General features: G+C 59.1%; 10 protein-coding genes. 8 read left to right on the forward strand and 2 right to left on the reverse strand.

Annotated features, from left to right (window positions below; all coding sequences use genetic code 11):
• Positions 1–6: 6 nt before the first annotated feature.
• The 5 genes from VEH04_15720 to VEH04_15740 are packed head-to-tail and all read left to right on the forward strand — an operon-like array spanning position 7 to position 14,664.
• Positions 7–4,212: a CotH kinase family protein gene (locus VEH04_15720; GenBank protein ID HYG24226.1), complete on the forward strand. Its 4,206-nt coding sequence runs from the start codon at positions 7–9 to the stop codon at positions 4,210–4,212.
• Positions 4,209–7,520, forward strand: coding sequence for a hypothetical protein (locus VEH04_15725; protein ID HYG24227.1), 3,312 nt, complete (start codon positions 4,209–4,211; stop codon positions 7,518–7,520). The genes VEH04_15720 and VEH04_15725 overlap by 4 nt, the downstream gene beginning before the upstream one ends.
• 25 nt (positions 7,521–7,545) lie before the next feature.
• Positions 7,546–10,830: a hypothetical protein gene (locus VEH04_15730; protein HYG24228.1), complete on the forward strand. Its 3,285-nt coding sequence runs from the start codon at positions 7,546–7,548 to the stop codon at positions 10,828–10,830.
• 8 nt (positions 10,831–10,838) lie between these two features.
• A complete protein-coding gene (locus VEH04_15735) occupies positions 10,839–12,287 on the forward strand; it encodes a sulfatase (GenBank protein HYG24229.1) in 1,449 nt (482 codons plus the stop codon).
• A 19-nt stretch (positions 12,288–12,306) separates the two neighbouring features.
• A complete protein-coding gene (locus VEH04_15740; protein HYG24230.1) occupies positions 12,307–14,664 on the forward strand; it encodes a GH92 family glycosyl hydrolase in 2,358 nt (785 codons plus the stop codon).
• A gap of 28 nt (positions 14,665–14,692) precedes the next feature.
• On the opposite strand, the gene VEH04_15745 is transcribed toward VEH04_15740, so the two are convergent.
• Entirely contained in the window at positions 14,693–15,295 is a 603-nt protein-coding gene (locus VEH04_15745; protein HYG24231.1) for a hypothetical protein, read from the reverse strand.
• The gene (locus VEH04_15750) at positions 15,282–15,797 is read right to left on the reverse strand and encodes a sigma-70 family RNA polymerase sigma factor (GenBank protein ID HYG24232.1); all 516 of its coding nucleotides are present in this window, start codon (positions 15,795–15,797) and stop codon (positions 15,282–15,284) included. Before VEH04_15750 ends, VEH04_15745 begins: the two co-directional genes overlap by 14 nt.
• 107 nt (positions 15,798–15,904) lie before the next feature.
• Here VEH04_15750 and VEH04_15755 point away from each other — a divergent pair, with 107 nt between their 5' ends.
• The 3 genes from VEH04_15755 to VEH04_15765 all read left to right on the forward strand — a co-directional run bounded on the left by VEH04_15755 (position 15,905) and on the right by VEH04_15765 (position 20,051).
• Positions 15,905–18,721 (forward strand): PAS domain S-box protein, encoded by a 2,817-nt coding sequence (locus tag VEH04_15755; GenBank protein ID HYG24233.1) that lies wholly within the window; start codon positions 15,905–15,907, stop codon positions 18,719–18,721.
• A gap of 25 nt (positions 18,722–18,746) precedes the next feature.
• Complete coding sequence (locus VEH04_15760) at positions 18,747–19,397, forward strand: response regulator transcription factor (GenBank protein ID HYG24234.1); 651 nt, start codon at positions 18,747–18,749, stop codon at positions 19,395–19,397.
• Positions 19,398–19,553: 156 nt separating this feature from the next.
• A complete protein-coding gene (locus tag VEH04_15765) occupies positions 19,554–20,051 on the forward strand; it encodes a VOC family protein (GenBank protein HYG24235.1) in 498 nt (165 codons plus the stop codon).
• Positions 20,052–20,070: the final 19 nt, after the last annotated feature.

The raw sequence follows: 20,070 nt of genomic DNA on the forward strand, positions 1-20,070 counted from the left end.
AAACGCGTGCTTGAAAACACAACAACAATTCCATCGTTGCGAAAAGCCTCCCCTGCGGCGGCTGCTGTCGGTGTCCTGCTGGGAACCCTTGCCCTTGCGGGTGCGCCTTCCGCGTCGGCGGCTCCCGTAATCCATCCGTCGGGTGGCGGCTATCTGGCCGTCGCGGCAAGCAGTCAATACAGCGCTGCCTTTCCTCCTGCGGCTGCCTTTGATCGCGACGTTGCAGGAGTGAGCCGGGGAACTTCGCTTTCGCCTGATTTCGATTGGGCGATCTCCGGAACCGGGCCTGCTTACCTGCGATTCGAACTAGCGCAGATCCAATCCGTCACCTCGATTTTTTACGCTCAGCGCACTGGCAATATCGCTGCCTGGGACAAGGTGGATCGCATCAGCATCTGGACTGGCACGTCGGCTCCGTTCGCGCCTGCGGATCCGGGTGTGCTGCCTCACGCCATCATCCCTGTCACGAACCGCCAGTCCGCGATCTGGACGGAATATGCGCTGCCGTCCGTTCTTACTGGCCGTTATTTTCTCTTCAAGCTGGAGCAAACACCGGCGGTGGGAGGAAACATTGGGGCAAGCGAATTGCGACTTGGAGCCGCACCTCCCGATATCAGTGCTCCTGCGCTCGCATACATTTCTCCGAGTCCAGGCGCGGCGGTGCCGATCCTAAATGCCATCGAAGTGGGATTTAGCGAGCCTGTCGGCGGCCTCGATGCATCTGATTTATTGATCAACAATGTTCCTGCCGAGAGCGTGGTGCCGCTCACGCCATCGCAATTTCTTTTCACCTTTCAGCCTGCAGCAACGGGCGCAGTGAATGTTGCATGGGCCGCAAACCATGGCATTCGGGACATCAGCAGCCATTCGAATTTGTTCGCCGGCAGCGGGTGGAGTTATGCAGTCCATCCGCAAGCGGGCGCTGGGTCGATTTACATTTCCGAATTCCTTGCATCCAACAGCGGCGACCTGGCGGATTCACTTCAGGATGAACTGGGGAACGCTCCCGATTGGATCGAAATTCACAATGCGTCGGACGTCGTCGCCAACCTCACGGGCTGGTTTCTCACGGACGACGCTCAGCGGCTGTCCCGCTGGAAGTTTCCTCCGGTCCTCATTCCCGCGAACGGGTATCTTGTTGTGTTCGCTTCCGATCGGAACACCAATGTTTCAGGGCGGCTTCATACGAACTTCAAGTTGAGCGCCGGCGGCGGTTACCTCGCGCTCGCGAATAGCGCCACGAATGTCATCTCCGAATTTTCAGCTTATCCACAGCAGCAAGCGGACGTCTCCTATGGGCGCGACCGGTTGAATCCTGACCTGATCGGCTATTTCACAAATCCGACACCTGGAAGTCCGAACGCCGCACAAGGCGCTGGATTCTGTCCCCCTGTGGAGTTCTCACATTCGAGCGGCACGTTCGTGAACGCATTCTCCGTTTCGTTGTCGGTTCCGGATCCGGCCGCAAAGATCCGCTATGTGCTCGTCACCAACAATGTCCCGCAGGGATCCAACGCCGTGTTGAACATCCCGACGACGAACTCCCTGCTCTACACAGGCCCAATCACGGTCTCGAATACCATGCAGGTGCGCGCACGCGCGTTTCCGACAACTGGCGGCCTGTTTCCTGGACCGCCGGGAACGGAGAGCTTTGTGCGCCTCTCAGCAGGTGCGGCGCAGTTCACCTCCGACATTCCGATCATCCTTCTGGATAACATTGGCGGCGGCCTCATCCCGGCGTCGCGCGATCAGAATGCCATCGTCATGGTGTTCGAACCCGTCTCTGGAGTTGCCTCGATGACCAACCCGCCCAGCCTGGTAACGCGTGCCGGGATCAATATCCGCGGCCTCAGCACGGCAGGTTTTCCGAAGTCCAGCTTCGCAGTTGAAGCCTGGGACGAATTCAACGACGACCGTGATGTGAGGTTCTGTGGCATGCCCGCCGAATCCGACTGGGTCCTGTACGCGCCCAACCAGTTCGATATTCCCTTGATTCACAATCCGCTCATGCATCAGTTGAGCCGCGACATCGGACGCTACGCTTCCCGCACCCGGTTCGCCGAGGTGTTCGTCAACCAAAGCGGCGGCAACGTGATGTTTTTTCCTCCCGCAGGTGGGAACTACAACGGCGTGTATGTGGTCGAGGAGAAGATCAAGCGGGGCAAGGATCGCGTTGATGTGGATAAGCTCGAACCCGGCGTGACGGCGTTTCCCGAAGTGACTGGCGGTTACATTTTCAAGAACGACGCTGTGGATCCTGACGAGGTCAGGTTCTTTGCGGGCGGGCTCTCCAACAGTTTCCAGGTGTATGTCGAACCTCCCGGTCCCGAGATGGTTTCTCCGCTCCGCTCTGCGCAAAACCAGTTCTTCACAAATCGGCTCAACACCTTTTACGCAGCGCTGAATGCCGCCAATTGGACCAATCCCATCACGGGGTATGCGCAATATTTCGATGTGGATGCGGGGATCGATCATCACCTGTTGAACGTTTTGGCGCTGAATGCCGACGCCTTCCGCATCAGCGGCTATGCGCACATTCCACGGAATGGGAAGATAACGATGGGACCCATCTGGGACTTTGATCGAGCGCTGGGCACGAGCCGGGTGGAGGAACGTCCGTTTAATCCGCGTTCCTGGCGCGGCATTAACTACGATGGCAACACGGACTTCTTCAATGCCTCGATCTTTTTCAATAATGCGTGGTATCGGCGACTGTTCCGGGACCCGGATTTTTGGCAGCGCTACGTCGACCGTTATCAGGATCTTCGCAGTGACCTCTGGAGCACCAACAGAATCCTGGCTCTTGTCGACACATTGGCGAACGAAGTGCGGGCGGCGCAACCCAGGGAGGTTGCGAGGTGGGGCGGTTCGGTTGGATCCGACACGTCTCCGCGGCAGGGGCTGCATTCCGCCAACGGCTACAGCCACGATTTCGGCGCAGGCAGCTATCAGTCCGAAATCGATTTTCTGAAACGATGGCTGCTCGACCGCATGGAGTTCATCGATACGAACTTTCTCGCGCGTCCAAACATGCAAAGTGGGGCCGGACTTCTTTCGAACACCGTGGTGCTGACGATCACGGGTCCTTCAGTTCCAGGATCAGTTGTGTATTACACGACGAACGGTGTCGATCCGCGTTCGGCCGGCGGCGGGATCTCGCCATCCGCCCGCGTTTATGGCTCGCCGATCACTCTCGCCCGGAATTCCCGGATCATGGTGCGCGCCCGCAACACGGCACATCGCAATTTGACTGGCCTGCACAATCCGCCGCTCACGACTCCATGGTCCGGCCTTGTTGCGAAAACGATCGTCGTCCAGCCGATTCCGCTGGCAGTCACGGAAATCATGTATCACCCGCCTGACGCACCGATCGGAAACACGAATGACGCCGACAACTTTGAATTTATCGAGCTTCGAAACGTGGGCGCCGGCGCGTGCAACCTGGCTGGAGTTCGATTCACCAACGGAATTCAGTTCACCTTTCAAAGCACGAACGCAGTGACCAACCTCGGTCCGGGGGATTTCCTCGTGCTTGTGAAGAACAGGACAGCTTTTTTGTCGCGTTATCCGCAGGTGACGAACATTGCCGGCCAGTATACAGGCAGCCTGGATAACTCCGGCGAACGGTTGCGTTTGGAAGGAGCGGTCGGTGAAACCATCGCAGATTTTCGCTTTGGCGATGATTGGCTCCCGATGACCGATGGCAACGGGTTCTCACTGGTTGCCCGCAATGAAGCCGCAGTGCCTGCCGGGGACATCGGCAAGGCAGCGTGGCGCTCGAGCTCAGCTGCGGGCGGTTCGCCTGGCGAGGCGGACCCCGTCCCGGCGGATTCTGACAGCGATGGCCTGCCTGATACCTGGGAAATGGAAAACGAGCTGGACCATTTAAGCGACGAAGGTTTTGACGGTCGCGATGGAGATCCCGACGGCGATGGCATGAGCAATTGGCAGGAGTTCATAGCTGGGACCCTCGCGTCCAATCCGGCCAGCCGGTTGATGGTTTCGAGTTCGATCGCAGGCGAACACGTCATCCTCTCATTCAGTGCCACTGCAGGTCGCAGTTACTCGTTGCAGCAACGGGTGACGCTCGAAAGCGAATGGCAATTTGCGCAGGACTTTCCCGCCTCTGGCGAACATCGGGTTCTAACGATCACCAACGCGTTATCCGACGGCACCCGGTTTTATCGGGTCGTGACGCCCGGCAAGCCATGAACGTGCAACAGAACCATTTCATATGCGTTCCCGCCTTGCTGGTAGTGGCGTTGCTGGTTGTGGCTGCTCCTCGGCAGGTTAGCGCGTTCACGCCCACGCATCGGATTCCGATGCGGATCACAGGGGCTGCCACCGAATATCCGAGCGGCGGTTTCGGCAGTGCGAGGCTGATTGATGGCGACCAGGAAACGGAGTATGCCTCCGACAACAACGGCACGAATACTTTTGTTGAGTTCTCGTTCCCGTCACCGGCCACCGTCATTGCGTTTCGTCATGTCGATCGCGCAGATCGTGCACTCGTTGGCGAATCGGAATTGATCTTCAGCAATGCCGAAGGAAAGAAGGTCGGGACTGTGCGCGTGGACCATGTGAACCGCAGGTCGGGCGAAACGTTCCTGATCCTGCCCCGTCCCATGCATGCGAGCCGCGTTCGGTGGCAGGTCACGCGGCTCGGAACCCACAGTGTTGGAACCGTCGGAGGCGCCGAGGTCGCGTTCTTTTCGGCCGATGCCGCCGATGCGGCTCCAACGCGTGATTCCATCGAAGCGCGCGCACTGCCGTTTCTCGATCGAGCAGGGAGGCAGCCGATTCGTGTAACGGTCAATCATCCGTACCTGGAGCCTGCGGCAGCGGTGTTGCGGATCGAGAATGCGGAACCGACCCCTCTTCAACTCGTCCACGGTGTAAACACGATCGATGTAAAAGTGAGTGCCGCAACCGCGCCCGAGCAACGGCAGGCGACGCTCGAGCTTTCCTCCGAATTGCAGAAGACCGTTGCGTTCCGTCAGAACCGGATTCGGCCGATGACGGTTTACATCCTTCCGCATTCGCACACGGACGTTGGCTACACAGAACTGCAGCCTGCGATCGAGGAAAAGCAGGTGAACAATCTGGTGCGCGGAATTGAACTCGCGCGCCGCACGGCGGATTACCCTGCAGGCGCTCGTTATGTTTGGAACGTCGAAGTGCTCTGGGCAGCTGACTTATATTTAAAACGGCTCGGGGAAGCGCGCCGGGCGGAGTTCCTCGACGCCGTCAAAAACGGGCAGGTGGAATTGAACGGAATGTATCTGAACGAGTTGACGGCGCTCTGCCGGCCTGAGGAGCTGATCCAGTTGTTCCGGTACGCCACGGAGTTGTCCGCGGAAACCCGGGTGCCCATTCGGTCGGCCATGATCTCTGATGTTCCTGGATACACGTGGGGAACCGTCACTGCAATGGCGCAGGCGGGCATTCGTTACCTGTCTGCGGGCCCAAACTATGGCGAGCGCGCCTTCATGCGCGTGTGGCAGGATAAACCGTTTTATTGGGTCGGACCTGATCGCAAGTCCAAGGTGCTGGTCTGGATTTCATTCCAGGGTTACGCGTTGTCGCACATCTACGACTCAATGTCGCCGCGGTTACTCGAAGATCTTGGACGACGGCTGCAGAGCGACAACCAACCTTACGAGATCGCGCACATCCGCTGGGCGGGGCAGGGCGACAACGGCGTCCCTGACGCCAGCCTTTGCGACTTCGTGAAGGACTGGAACACGGAATACGCTTCGCCGCAGTTTGTGATTTCGGGCACGACAGAAGCCTTCAAGGCATTGGAGGAACGTTACGGCAAATCGTTGCCGGAATTTCACGGCGATTGGACTCCTTACTGGGAGGATGGTGCGGGCTCGACGGCTCATGAAACAGCACTGAACCGGCAAAGCGCGGAGCGCCTCACGCAGGCGCAAACTTTGTTCGCGATGCTCGATCCCACTGCCTACCCCAAGGCCGATTTTGACAACACGTGGAAGAACATCCTCCTGTTCTCAGAGCATACATGGGGCGCGCTTGGCAGCGTGAGTCATCCGGAACACCCGCAAACCACAGGGCAATGGGCCATAAAAAAATCGTATGCTGATCAGGGAGAACAGCAGTCGAAGCGCCTTGTCGATCAGGCGCTGAAGACGCGCGCGGGTAAATTGAATCGCGATGGCGCCAACTCAATGGAGGGAACGTTCGACGTCATCAATACGCTTTCGTGGCCACGCACAGAACTCGTCAGGATTCCAGCCGAACTCTCGAGGGCGGGTGATCGCGTTGTAGATGCTTCGGGCAAAGCGGCGGCGTCGCAGCGCCTTCGTTCCGGTGAACTGGCGTTTCTTGCCGCGGACGTTCCCGCTTTCGGCACAGCGCGTTATCGCGTCGAGTCGGGCGCGGCGCATAGGGGCGCCGATTGCGTGCAAATCGATGAACTCACAATCGAGAATGACCTGCTGCGGGTGCGCGTGGATGAGGCAACTGGAGGCGTTGCCGAACTTCGATCCAAAGCTTCCAATCATAACTTCGCGGGTGACTCCAGTGCGGGACAGTTGAACCAATACATCTATCTCCGGGGAGAAGACCCTGACGACGTGCAAGGCAATGCACCCGTTCGGATTTCAGTGGAGGAGCGCGGACCGCTGATTGCATCGCTCGCCATCGAATCGGCGGCTCCGGGTTGTCACAGTTTGCGGCGCGAATTGCGCCTGATCGCAGGGCGGGATTTCGTCGAGGTGTTGAACCATTTGGACAAGGCGCGGCTCAAGGCGGAGAGCTACAAGGGGAAACAGGGAAAGGAGAGCGTCAATTTTGCGTTTCCGTTCCAGGTTCCCGACGGGCGCGCGTTGGTGGATTTGCCGCTCGCAGCGATGCGACCGGCGGAGGATCAGATTCCAGCGTCGTGCACGGGTTGGTTCACCGCCGGCCGATGGATCAGCATCAACAACGCGCAGCATGGAATCACATGGGTAACGCTCGACGCGCCGCTGGTGCAGTTTGAAGATCCAACAGAGGAGCTGCGCCAATGGCGACCGAGCATTCACAAGGATGTTCGCGGTGTGCGGAGGATCTATTCGTGGGTTATGAACAATCGTTGGGGAACCAATTATCGCGCCTACCAGGAAGGGCCATCTCTGTTCCGCTACGTGATGCGGCCGCAGACAAATGCTGACCCCGCCGAGGCCTCGCGTTTTGCGACAGGCTTCAGCCAGCCGCTGATTGTCTCCAGCCCAAGCGTGGCGATCGCGACCAACCATCTGCCAAGCTTTGATTGCGACGATGTACTGATTACCGCGGCGAAACCCGCGGATGATGGCGGCGGTCTTGTGCTTCGCTTGTTCGGCGCATCGGGCGAGTCTCGGGTGGTGTCGCTGCGCTGGCCGCATGGCAAGCCCTCCCGAGTTTACTTGAGCGATACAAGCGAGCGGCCCCTCGAGGTTGCTCCCGAAAAGTTAGCCATTCCCGGGTTCGCGCTGGTAACCCTTCGCGCCGAATTCGACACGATTGCTCCATGAAATTTACAATCCAATGAGAACACGCATGAAACCAAACCGATCCCTCGCAGCCGCAGGCGTGGCCGCGCTGATGCTCAGTGCCGCAACCTCTCTGCTGGCTTTCACACCCATGGTGCCGCTGCCTGCACCACGCATCCTCAACATGCCGCAGGGCGTTCCCGGCGGGAACTTCGGCATGAGCAACTTCTTCGATGGCAAATTGAAGACCGAGTTCGCGTCGCGCGATGAGGGCACCAACACCGTGGTGGAAATGCAATGGGCGCAGCCTGCACGTATCACTGCGCTGCGGCATGTGGACCGAAATGACCGCGCGACTGTAGCCGAGTCCGAACTTGAACTCATGGACGCCGCCGGGAATCGCGTCGCCGTGCTGCCTGTGAAGCACGTGAACAAGCGGAGCGGCGAAACGTTGTTTGTCCTGCCCCAACCCGTGACGGCGCAGCGTGCAAAATGGCGCGTGACCCGGCAGGGAACTTCCGGGCTGCTCGCGCTCGGCGGCGCCGAACTCGCCTTCTTTACATCGGAACCCGACGACGCCCAGCCCACGCGCGATCGGATCGAAGTGCGCGTGCTGCCGTTCGTCGAGAAAACCGGCAATCGGCCGCTCAAGGTCACGATTCACCATCCCTACCAGGAACCCGCCGAGGTCAGCGTTCGCCTTGGCTCGGGCGAACCGCAGGCCCTGTCGCTGAGATCCGGCGAAAACGTTTTTGATCTGTTGCTGCCCGAGATCGCTGCTGCGGCGACGGTTAACGCTGAAGTGCGCTTTCAGGAGCAAACGATTGCGCGCACCTCATTCCAGCATCAGCCCGCGCGGCCAATGACGATCTACGTCCTGCCGCATTCCCACACCGACATCGGTTATACGGAGATTCAAAGCGCGGTGGAAAACAAGCAGGTCAAGAATGTCGCCGACGGAATCGCCGCCGCGCGCAAAACGGCGCATTATCCCGCGGGTTCGCGGTTTGTGTGGAACATCGAAGTGGGTTGGGCCGCCGACTTGTTCCTCGAGCGCATGAATGATGCACAGCGCGAAGAATTCTATGAAGCTGTGCGCCAGGGGCAGATCGCATTGAACGGATTGTACTTAAACGAACTAACCGCCCTGTGCCGTCCCGAGGAGCTGGTGCAGTTATTCCGATTCGCAACGAAGGTATCTGAGAAAACCGGTGTCACGATTGACACTGCGATGATCTCAGATGTGCCGGGTTACACGTGGGGCACCGTGTCCGCGATGAGCCAGGCTGGAATCAAATACTTCACGGCGGCACCCAATTATTTCGATCGAATCGGCAACATCCTCCAGGAGTGGGAAAACAAGCCCTTTTACTGGGTCGCGCCCGATGGACGAAACCGCGTGCTCGTCTGGATTCCGTTCTGGGGATATGCGATGTCGCACATCTACAACGAACTCTCGCCGCGGCTCATCACGGACTTTTACGATGGCCTGGAGAAACGGAGCTACCCGTATGACATTGCCTACGTGCGCTGGGCGGGGCATGGCGACAACGCCGTTCCCGATCCTGAGATCTGCGACTTCATCCGCGATTGGAATGCGAAGTATCAATGGCCGCAGTTCATCATCTCGGGTGCGAGCGAGGCATTTCGCGCATTCGAGAAAAAGCACGGAAGCAAGCTGCCCGTCGTGAGCGGCGATTGGACACCGTACTGGGAGGACGGCGCGGGATCCTCGGCACTGCAAACCTCGCAGAATCGCCACAGCTCCGATCGGCTGTCGCAAGCGGCAACGGTCTTTGCCATGTTGAATCCGAAGGCTTATCCGCTGCAGGATTTCAACCTCGCCTGGCGCGACGTCCTGCTCTATTCGGAACACACATGGGGCGCCTGGTGCAGCATCAGCGAGCCCGAACGCAAGGAAACCAAGGAGCAGTGGGATGGCAAAAAGAGTTACGCCGACCGCGCGGAGCAGGCTTCACGCGCATTGCTGGCCCAGGCCCTGCAGTCGACGGGTTCCTCCAGCGCAACGGAAAATGCAATCGACCTCGTCAACACCCTTTCGTGGGAGCGCACCGAAGTGGTGTTCCTCCCCCCGGACCAAAGCCGCGCGGGCGATCGGGTGACGGACGCAAAAGGGAAAACCATCCCGTCACAACGCCTCTCGACAGGTGAGCTGGTCTTCGTTGCGGAAAACGTGCCGCCGTTCGCGTCCAAGCGCTACACAGTTTCGAAGGGTCCTGCACTTGCGCCGAAGCGCCTTGCGAAAGCGTCAGGTGCTGTCGTTGAAAATGATGTCATCCGCGTCCGCGTGGATGAAAAAGGCGGTGGCATCGTTGAGCTTTCCGCAAAAGGCATCGACGGCAACCTCGTCGACACGTCAAGCGGTGAGGCTCTGAACGACTATCGTTACCTCATTGGCGATGACGTCAGCAAACTCCAGGCGAACGGCTCCGTGACGCTCTCGGTGGGCGAATCCGGGCCGCTCGTCGCGTCCATCATCGTTGAATCCGACGCCCCTGGCTGCAACAAGCTCCGCCGTGAATTGCGCGTTGTAGCGGGACGGGATTACGTCGAGGTGATCAACCTGGTGGACAAGGCGCGGCTTAAGGCGAAGAGCTATTACGACAAGGATGGCAAGGAGAGCGTGAACTTCGCCTTCCCATTCAACATTCCGGACGGCCAGATTTGGGTCGATATTCCATACGCGGCGATGCGGCCCGAAAAGGACCAGATCGCGAGCGCCTGTAAAAACTGGCTCACGGTCGGACGCTGGGTCGACGTAGCGAACCGCAATCGTGGCGTTACATGGATCACGTTGGACGCACCCCTGATCGAGGTCGGCGGGATTACCGCGACGCTGTTGAATTCGCAGACGAATCCCGACGTGTGGCGGAAACGGATTGAGCCGACTCAGAAGTTCTATTCGTGGGCGATGAACAACCATTGGGGAACCAATTATCGAGCGTATCAGGACGGGCCGACGTTGTTCCGTTTTATCCTTCGCCCGCATCGGGGCGGGACGGATCACGCCGAGGCGACGCGCTTTGCAACGGCGTTCACGCAGCCGCTCCAGGTTTCCCGCTCGAACGGCGCGCAAATGTCTGAACCGCTGCTGCGCTTGAATACGGACGATGTCATTGTGACAGGCCTGAAGCCGACCGATGACGGCAAGGGCTGGATCATTCGCCTCTTTGCCGCCAACAGCAAGGATCACAACGTGCGTCTCAATTGGGGTGATCGGGCGCCGAAGTCCGTGTACTTGAGCGGGACCAATGAGAAGCCAGGCGACAAGATCGGCAACCGGGTGGCTGTGCCGGGCTTTGGTGTCGTCACATTGCGGGCTGAATTCTGAGAAACCGTATGAACAAACGAAGACTGGCTCGTTGCAGGAATTCGATGCGAAGCTGCGCATTCGTGCTGCTGACGTTGGGAATGCTGGCGGCATTTGTGTGCGCCAGCAGCGCAGCGCAGCGCCGTCCGAATCTTCTTTTCATCATCACGGACGACCAACGCTTCGACGCATTGGGTGTCGTGCAGGAGGAGCAGGGCAGCAATGCGAGGTGGCCGTGGTTCAAGACGCCCAACCTCGACCGCCTCGCGAAGGAAGGGGTTCGATTCCGCAACGCGTTTGTCGTTCATTCACTGTGTTCGCCAAGCCGTGCCTCGTTCCTTTCGGGGCAATACGGGCATCGCAACGGTATCGTGGATAACAGCACCCACTTTCCATCCAACGCGATGAACCAGGCGGTGCTTCTCCGCGAAGCCGGTTATCACACGGCGTATATCGGGAAGTATCACATGGCTTACCAGCCGAACCGGCCTGGCTTCGCACACGTGGTCAGCTATGTCAGTCAGGGTGAATATTTTGGCGGACGCTTCCTCGTGAATGGCGCCGAGACGAGGGTGACCAATTGGGTGGACGATGCCTCCACGGACTTTGCCCTGGATTACCTGCGAACGAATCGGCATCAGCCGTGGATGATGATGCTCGGGTTCAAGACGCCGCACACGCCACGGCAGCCTCCCGTGCGGGCACGGGAGCGGTTCGTTGGCGAATCCGTCAAGCCAGCGATGAACCTGAAGGCGGCACCGTCCTACGGAAAGGGGCAGCGGGCGTATAAAGGCGAGGAGATCGGAAAACCGGTGGAGACCGATACTGACAGCCACGGGTCCGACCCATACCTGCTGGATTACTTCCGTGCCATCTCCGCTGTGGATGACAACGTCGGGCGTTTGTTGAATGAACTCGACACGCTCGGAATTGCAGAGGACACGGTGGTCGTTTTCGCGAGTGACAACGGATATTTTCTCGGAGATCACGGGCTCGGAGACAAACGCGCGGCGTACGAGGAAAGCATGAGAATCCCCCTCCTGATGCGATACCCGCGGTCGGGAATGCGGGCGAAGGTGATTGACGAAATGGTCCTCAATCTTGATCTCGCGCCCACATTCCTGGATTTGGCGGGTGTGCGGGTTCCCGAGCAAATGCAAGGCGCGAGCTGGATGCCGCTCCTGCGCGGAGATGCGTCGAACTGGCGGCAGGCGTTCATGTTCGCGTACTTGTTCGAACGCAACCTCCCGGCCACCCCCGCAATGATCGCGGTGCGGACGCCGGCGGCGAAGCTAATCCAGTATCCCGACCGCAAAGTCTGGACGGAGTTGTTCGATCTCAAGGCTGATCCCTACGAAACGAGAAACCTCGCTGGGGACCCGGCTTATGCTGAATTGCGCCAGAAACTCGAGCGCGAGCTTGCGGCGCAGAAGCAACGTTTCGGCGATCCCTTCGAGCAGGGCACTGCCGCGTATTAATGCGCTTCTTCGAATTGTCATGAGAAACATCATCGCTGGCCTGTTGTCCATTGCGGCTCTCAGCAGTTTCGCCGCTGAAAAAACGCCGCTTCAATCCGTCGATCCCACGATTGGCACCACCCATTGCCGCTGGTTCTTCTTCACGCCTGGCGCGATGCCGTTCGGAATGGCCAAACCAGGTCCCTGCACTGACGCACACCTCGGCAACGTGCATGGCTGGGACGCGGTGGGTTACGACAGCCGGCACGAATCGATCGAGAGCTTCGTCAGCTTTCGGGAATTTCAGATCGGCGGGGTCGCTCTCATGGCGACCACGGGGAAGTTGCAGACGATCCCCGGAAAGCTCGAGGATCCGGAGTCGGGATACCGATCGCGTTTTGACAAACAGGACCAGCGAGCGGAGCCGGGTTACTATTCCGTGCTGCTGAAGGATTACGGTGTTCGCGCGGAATTAACCGCCACCCCACGCGTCGCGTTTCATCGATTCACGTTTCCGAAATCTTCGGACGCTCACGTCATCCTCGATGTTGGAAATCGACAAGGAGAAGGCGGCGCAGTGCTTGATGCCTTTGTTCAACGGGTCGGTGAGCGCGAGGTGGAAGGATTTGTGAACACGCTGCCTGTTTACGTGAAGGCTTATCAACCGGGAGCTTCAGTCAGGATGTATTTTGTGGCGCGACTCAGTAAAACGCCGAACCGCGTCACGGCGTTTCGTTCCCAACAGCAGTTCGCCGGGCACTCAGCCATTCAGGGCGCCGGATGCGGATTGTCCCTCGATTTCGAAACCTCCGAGAACGAAGCCGTCGAGGTGAAGCTCGGGATGTCCTACACAAGTGTTGCCAATGCCCGGTTGAACATGGAAAAGGAAGCCGCTGCTCTCGACTTCAATGCCGCGCGCGCGCAGGCGCAATCCAAGTGGAGCGAAATGCTGGGACGCATCCGCGTGTCAGGCGGGCGCGAAGTGGATCGGGTGAAGTTTTACACTGGGCTGTATCACGCACTGCTCGGACGCGGCCTGGCCAGCGACGTGAATGGCACTTACCGCCGAAACGATGACGCGATAGGCCAGATACCTCTCGATGAATCAGGTGTTCCCCAATACCACCATTACAATAGCGATGCAGTCTGGGGCGCTTTCTGGAATCTCACCCAGGTGTGGGCGCTTGCTTACCCCGATTACTTCAGCGAGTTCGTGCGCTGCCATCTCGACATGTATCGCGATTGCGGCTGGCTGCCCGATTCGGTCGCGGCTGGAAAATTTGTGTCGGGGGTTGGAACTGATTTCATGGGGCTTGTGGTCAGCAGCGCTTATCATTGGGGCATTCGCGATTACAACGTGCCGCAGGCGTTCGAAGCTGTTTTGAAGAATGAGATGGGCTGGCAGAACCGGCCTGTGGGCGTGGGCAAGGCGGATGTGAAGACATTCATCGATCGCGGCTATGTGCCCTTGATGCGGAAAGTTCCCGCATTCAGCGGATCCACTGCTGACGGGTCCCTGTATTCAGCATCCCATACGCTCGAGTATTCGTTTTCGGCCTATGCGGCTGCAGAGTTCGCCCGGGCCCTCGGCAGGACCAACGAGCAGGCTTCCCTCATGCGCTACTCGCGCGGATGGGAGAATCTCTACGACACGGAAACGGGGTTCATCCGGCCGAAGAACCCGGAAGGGCAGTTCATCCCTGACTTCGATGCGCGTAAACCCTGGAGCGGATTCCAGGAAGGCAACGCGTGGCAATACACGTTCTACGTGCCGCACGATCCCGCGGGGTTGATGTCGAAAATGGGCGTTGAAACGTTTCGTCACCGGCTTGCGGATGTCTTCGCGCAGGCGGAGAAAACTGAGTTCGGCGGCGGCAAGAAGATCGACGCCTTCTCAGGACTTGAGAACGTTTACAACCAGGGCAACCAGCCCAGCCTGCACATTGCGTGGCTCTTCAACTACGCAGGACAACCCGAGCAAACCCAGCACTGGGTGCGCCGCATCTGTGATGTGTTCTACGGCACGAATGTCGTGCATGGCTATGGCTACGGGCAGGACGAAGACCAGGGCCAGCTCGGCGCCTGGTTTGTGCTGGCTGGGATTGGATTGTTCGACGTCCAGGGCGGCGCGACAGGAGAGCCTGTCATGCAGGTTGGAGCACCCCTGTTCGACGAAATCGAAGTTCAACTACATCCCCGTTATCACGCGGGCAAGACATTCAAGATCCGGGCGCAGGGCGCGTCCAATCGCGAAGCCTTTGTGAAGGCGATTCGTGCGAACGGAACGCTCCTGGACGGTTGGAGCGTTCCGTGGAAGACCATCGCTGCGGGCGGGACGCTTGACCTGGAATTGCGCGGAGACGCAACAATTCCAGTGTCGATACAACAGTCCCGCTGAAGCCAAACTCAACTTCCTGCGATCAGAGCTATCGGGAGGAGAGCTCGGCGATCAAGGTGCTCAACTGTTCCTGCTGCGGGCGCACCCGCAGAAAATACCGCACTGCAACCACGAGCGCGCTGATTCCGAGTGTTGCACCGAAGAACAATGACATAGAGGCGAGTTCCCGGTCCGAGACCTTTCCGACCGCTTGCAGCTGCCGCATCGTGAGCACCAGAATCGGAACCGAGATCACGTATAGCAAACCCACGAGCCGAAGATTGCTCTGCGTCCTTCGGTTTGACTCGAGCGCCTGCCCCAACGTCTCGAGCACGGACAGCTCTCCGTTGCCTGATCCGCGGTTCGCACGCAGAAAACGTCGCAGGAAAACAACCGCGAACGTCCACGGCACTGCGAGCAGCGGAAACAAAGCCCACTCACGGGCAGCATCGGTGCGATAGGTGCCAATCGACCAGAGCGCGAGGACGGTGATCGCCGACAGCGCGACAAAAGTATTCACCAGCCAGGCGATCTGGAATCTGCGACGACGGCGCATCTGCAGGGTGAACCGCTCGGCAAGTTGCTGCTGCTGTTGGGTTCCGATGTTGTTGGCCGGGTCGTTCCAGGCGTGTTGCATTTCATCGAGGTTCATAGTCTTTGTCTTTCAATGTTTGACCGAGTTGTGTTTTGATGCGGTTGAGTTTGACCCCCACATTGCTCTCCGAAAGTCCAAGCACCTCCGCCATGTCCCGATAGCTCAGGCCATCGAGTGCCAGGAGAATCAGCGAGCGGTCCGCGGGTTTCAGCCGGCGGATCTCGGCATACAGCGCGGCCAGTCGTTCCTGGGTGAGCGAACCGCCTTCCGGGCTGTGGGCCGTGGGCGCAAACGCAGTGAGCTGCTCAAGCCGAAGGCGATAACTTTTCCGGGAGCGGGTCCACAGCAACGCCGTGTTGTGGCACACCCGGTAGAGATACGTGCTCGCCTTCGCCTGGCCGCGGAATGCAGGGATCGATTTCCAAACCGCCAGCAGCACCTCCTGCAGGAGGTCATTGCGGTCGTCGCCATCGGCAAACCCGTTGACCACGCGGTAAAGCACCCCGCTGTAATCGTGGATCCATTCGGCGAACCGTTGTTGCTGATCGTTGGTATTCACGTGTTTCTGAATATGAGAAACAGCTGCGGGGCGTTTCTTACATGAAAATGCAAGATTCGGGCTCGACCGTGGTTCCCCCCTCCGGATTACACTGCACGTTGATTGACATGCATTCATCCGACGCCAAAACCGACTGGAACGAAAGGACCAGTGCCTCGTTCCCGGCGCCCCCGGATAATCAGTCGATGTTCCGGTTGATGTTCGAGCGCAGCACTGACGCGTTCACATTGGTGGATCCGCAATCTGGGCGGTTCGTCGATGTGAACTCCGCAAGCATCCGAATTGCCGGCGCGCCCAGCAAGGCTGCGATGCTTGAACTGGGTCCCGGAACGATCTCTCCGGAATTCCAGCCGGACGGAACGCGGTCCATCGAAAAGGCGAAGGAAATGGTGGGGCTCGCCCTGGAGAAAGGGAGCCATCGCTTTGATTGGGTCATCAACCGCTTCGACGGCTCGTCTGTCCCAGTGGAAATCGTTTTGACGCCGATCCCAATCGGCGAACGCCCATTGCTGTTGTCTGCTGCGCGCGAAATCACAGAACGAAAGCGCGCCGAAGCAGCGTTGCGGGCGTCCGAGGAACGCTGGCGCATGGTATTCGAACAAGCCCCGTTCAGCGTGCAGATTTTCGCCCCTGACGGATGGACGCGCCGCGTGAATCCCGGCTGGGAAAAGTTGTTCGGAATGACGCGTGAGCAAGCGGCGCAATTCAACCTCCTGACTGATCCGCAACTATCCGGCAGCGAGGCGGCGCCGCTGATTCGCCGCGCGTTTTCCGGCGAGGTGGTGCACGTTCCCGCCGTTCCTTTTGAATTGCCCACGCCGCCAAGTGGGGGACCGCGCACGCGCTGGATTGGCGCGACGTTGTTTCCCATTCGCGACGAACTCGGACAACTGCTCGAGGTTGTATGCGTGCATGAGGACATCACCGAACGCAAACAGGCGGAGGAATCGATCCGGCAATGGAACGTCATGCTCGAACAGCGCATTGCCGAACGCACCTCCGAACTCGCCCAGAGCGAAGCGCAGATGCGAACTTTGGTCGAGCACGCTCCCGAGGCGATCGTGGTGTTTGACGGAGCCAGCGGCGATTTCCTGAACTGCAATGAAAACGCGGCGCGACTGCTCGGCTTGAACCGGGAGGAACTCTTGAAGTTGCATCCCGCGGATGTCAGTCCGGAATTCCAGCCGAACGGCCGTCGATCAGCGGACCTTTCCCGGGAATACATCGAGCGGGCGCTGGCGGGTGAGGTTCCCGTTTTCGAATGGATTCACCGCGGCACGCATGGGCGGCTGATTCCGTGTGAAGTGCGCCTCGTGCGTCTTCCGGCCGAAGGCCGGAGGCTGGTGCGGGGAAGCATCACGGATACGACCGAACGCAAACGCGCGGAACAGGCTTTGCGCGATTCGGAACAAAAGCATCGGGCGCTGTTCGAAGCCACGAGCCAGGGCGTAATGATCCACGACGCCCAAAAGTTTCACGACGTTAATCCCGCCGCAGTGCGCATCATGGGCTACAACAGCGCCGCGGAGATCATCGGCAAGCACCCCGCTGATTTGTCTCCCGCAAGGCAGCCCAACGGTGAGGATTCGCTCGTCGCGGCGTCGCGTCACATCAGCGAGTGCATGGAAAAGGGAACGGCGAGGTTCGAATGGGTCAGCCTCACGAGCGGAGGCCAGCCTGTTCCTGTCGATGTGATCCTCACGCGCATCGAGATGGGCGGCAAGCCCTTGATCCAGGCGGTGATCAATGACATCTCCGAACGCAAAGCTGCGGAGGAAGCCTTGCGGAAATCGGAGGAAAAGTTCAAGCAGCTCTATGAACTTTCCCCGCTCGGCATGGCGCAGGTCGAATGGGACGGAACGTTCGTGCAGGTCAACAAGGCCTTCGAAAACATCATCGGCTACTCACAGGCGGAACTTCAAAAGCTCAGCTATTGGGAGGTCACCCCCCGTGAATACGAGGAGGCGGAACTTGCGGTCCTGGACTCCCTGCGGCGGACGGGCCGGTTTGGACCGCACGAGAAGGAATACTTTCACAAGGACGGTCATCGCGTTCCGGTAGTACTCAATGGCATGGCAGCCACGTCCCCTGACGGGCGCACGCAGCTGTGGTCCATCGTTGAGGACATCACCCAGCGAAAAAATTCTGAGGCCGAGTTGCACAAGGTCGTCGCCCGCGAAAAGGAATTGGGCCAGTTGAAAAGCAATTTTGTATCGATGGTCTCGCACGAGTTTCGAACTCCGCTGGGCATCATCATGTCATCAGCGGAAATCCTTGCTGATTACCTGGATCGCCTCGATCCCGACGAACGCCGCAGTCACCTCGACAGTGTCTCGCGCAATGCGCGGCGCATGGGCGACATGATGGAGGAAGTGCTTGTGCTGAGCCGCCTGGACGCGGGTCGGATGGATTTCAGTCCCGAAACGATTGACCTCAGGAAGTTCTTTGTTCGCCTTGTCGATGAAGCGCTGTCATCCACCGACCGCCGGTGTCCCATCGTTCTCAACCTCGCCGAAACTTCCGAAACTGCGTTGCTCGACGAGAGCCTGGCCCGCCACATCCTGACGAACCTGATCAGCAACGCGACCAAGTATTCCGAACCTGGCCAGCCTGTGCGGCTGGATGTTTTTGCTGAAGGCCAGGATCTCATCTGCGTCATTCGCGATCACGGAATCGGCATTCCGCCAGCCGACCAGGAATGCCTGTTCAACGCGTTTCATCGTGGCGATAACGTTGGCCAGCGCCCCGGCACGGGCCTTGGGCTGGTAATCGTCAAGCGGTGCGTGGAATTGCATGGGGGAACGATTCGACTATGGAGCAAGGTCGGCGAGGGAACTGAGGTCACTGTTCGGTTGCCGGTCTTTCGGGCGACCGCTCTCCCCCGCCGCGGCGACACTGAAGTAATCAGACGTCCGCAACCCTGAGCTGATCAATGGAGCCATTACTTTCATGAAGCGAATCCTTGTGATTGAAGACGAACCGGAAATGCGGCGCAACCTCGCCACGATCCTCCGCCTCGAGCAGTTTCATCCGATCCCGGCGGAAAACGGGCGCGTGGGGATCGAGCTGGCCGCGAGTCAGAATCCGGACCTGATCCTGTGCGATGTCATGATGCCCGAGCTGGATGGATACGGCGTGCTCCAGGCGCTGCGCGAGAATGCGCAGACGGTTGCGATTCCATTCATCTTCCTCACCGCCAAGGGCGAGAAACCCGACGTGCGGGCGGGAATGAATCTGGGTGCTGATGATTATCTCACGAAGCCTGTGCCGAAGGTGGAATTGCTCGAGGCCATCCGAACGCGCCTCGCCCGCGCCGATCAGCAATCGCGTCCTGTCTTCAATCCCAACTTCAAGTCATCCTCGCCGTTGGAGGAAGCGTTCGGCCTGACGCCGCGCGCCGCCGAGGTGCTGCTCTGGCTGGCGCAGGGAAAAACCAATGCGGAGATTGGCCAGATCCTTGGCAATACGGAATCGACGGTGAAGAAGCACGTTGCGGAAATTTTTGAGAAGGCTGGCGTGGAAACCCGCGGCGCGGCGACGTTGCGTGCCCTGGAAATCCTCAGCTCCCCCCGTGCGCATCAAAAGGGAATGTCTCTCTAGACGCATTGGGACGCGCTTCGCGCAGGCTGAAGCGGCCTAAAGGCCACGATCCTCTGCATTGTGGCTTGGGGCAGTATCAGGATTGAGGCTCGCCGCAGATCGGAGGGTGCGTTAAACAGCTCGCAAGTTCCAGGAGCCGCCATCAGGTTGTGACAAATGAGTGAATCTCACATCGACCCGAAGGTCAGGATTGGCCACGTGCACTTGAAGGTTGCGGACCTTGAGCGTGCGCTGGGCTTTTACCGCGGCGTCCTCGGATTCCAATTAACCCAGCGCTACGGTTCAGGCGCGGCGTTCATTTCCGCGGGGGGCTACCATCACCACATCGGCTTGAACACGTGGGAAAGCCTGGGCGGTTCACCGCCGCCTGCCGGAGCCACGGGCCTGTTTCACCTGGCGATCCTCTATCCGACCCGCACGGCACTTGGCGACGCTCTGAGGAGATTGCTGGCCGCCGGAATTTCACTGGATGGCGCCAGCGACCATGGTGTCAGCGAGGCGCTTTACTTGCGCGATCCCGACCAGAACGGCGTCGAATTATATTGGGACCGGCCTGAGTCCCAGTGGCCGCGCACTTCCGATGGCGGTCTGGCGATGTTCACGCGCGCACTCGATTTGAAAGCTCTCCTCGCCGAAGCGCCTCCCATTCAATAAGTACATCCCTGTGGGGAGA

Source organism: Verrucomicrobiia bacterium (assembly GCA_035629175.1).
Taxonomy (GTDB): domain Bacteria; phylum Verrucomicrobiota; class Verrucomicrobiia; order Limisphaerales; family DASXHY01; genus DASXHY01.

Bases quoted from the DNA above. Each gene is read 5' to 3' on its own strand.
- VEH04_15725 (HYG24227.1), top strand. From the start codon at position 4,209: ATGAACGTGCAACAGAACCATTTCATATGCGTTCCCGCCTTGCTGGTA.
- VEH04_15730 (HYG24228.1), top strand. From the start codon at position 7,546: ATGAAACCAAACCGATCCCTCGCAGCCGCAGGCGTGGCCGCGCTGATG.
- VEH04_15735 (HYG24229.1), top strand. From the start codon at position 10,839: ATGAACAAACGAAGACTGGCTCGTTGCAGGAATTCGATGCGAAGCTGC.
- VEH04_15740 (HYG24230.1), top strand. From the start codon at position 12,307: ATGAGAAACATCATCGCTGGCCTGTTGTCCATTGCGGCTCTCAGCAGT.
- VEH04_15745 (HYG24231.1), bottom strand. From the start codon at position 15,295: ATGAACCTCGATGAAATGCAACACGCCTGGAACGACCCGGCCAACAAC.
- VEH04_15755 (HYG24233.1), top strand. From the start codon at position 15,905: ATGCATTCATCCGACGCCAAAACCGACTGGAACGAAAGGACCAGTGCC.
- VEH04_15760 (HYG24234.1), top strand. From the start codon at position 18,747: ATGAAGCGAATCCTTGTGATTGAAGACGAACCGGAAATGCGGCGCAAC.
- VEH04_15765 (HYG24235.1), top strand. From the start codon at position 19,554: ATGAGTGAATCTCACATCGACCCGAAGGTCAGGATTGGCCACGTGCAC.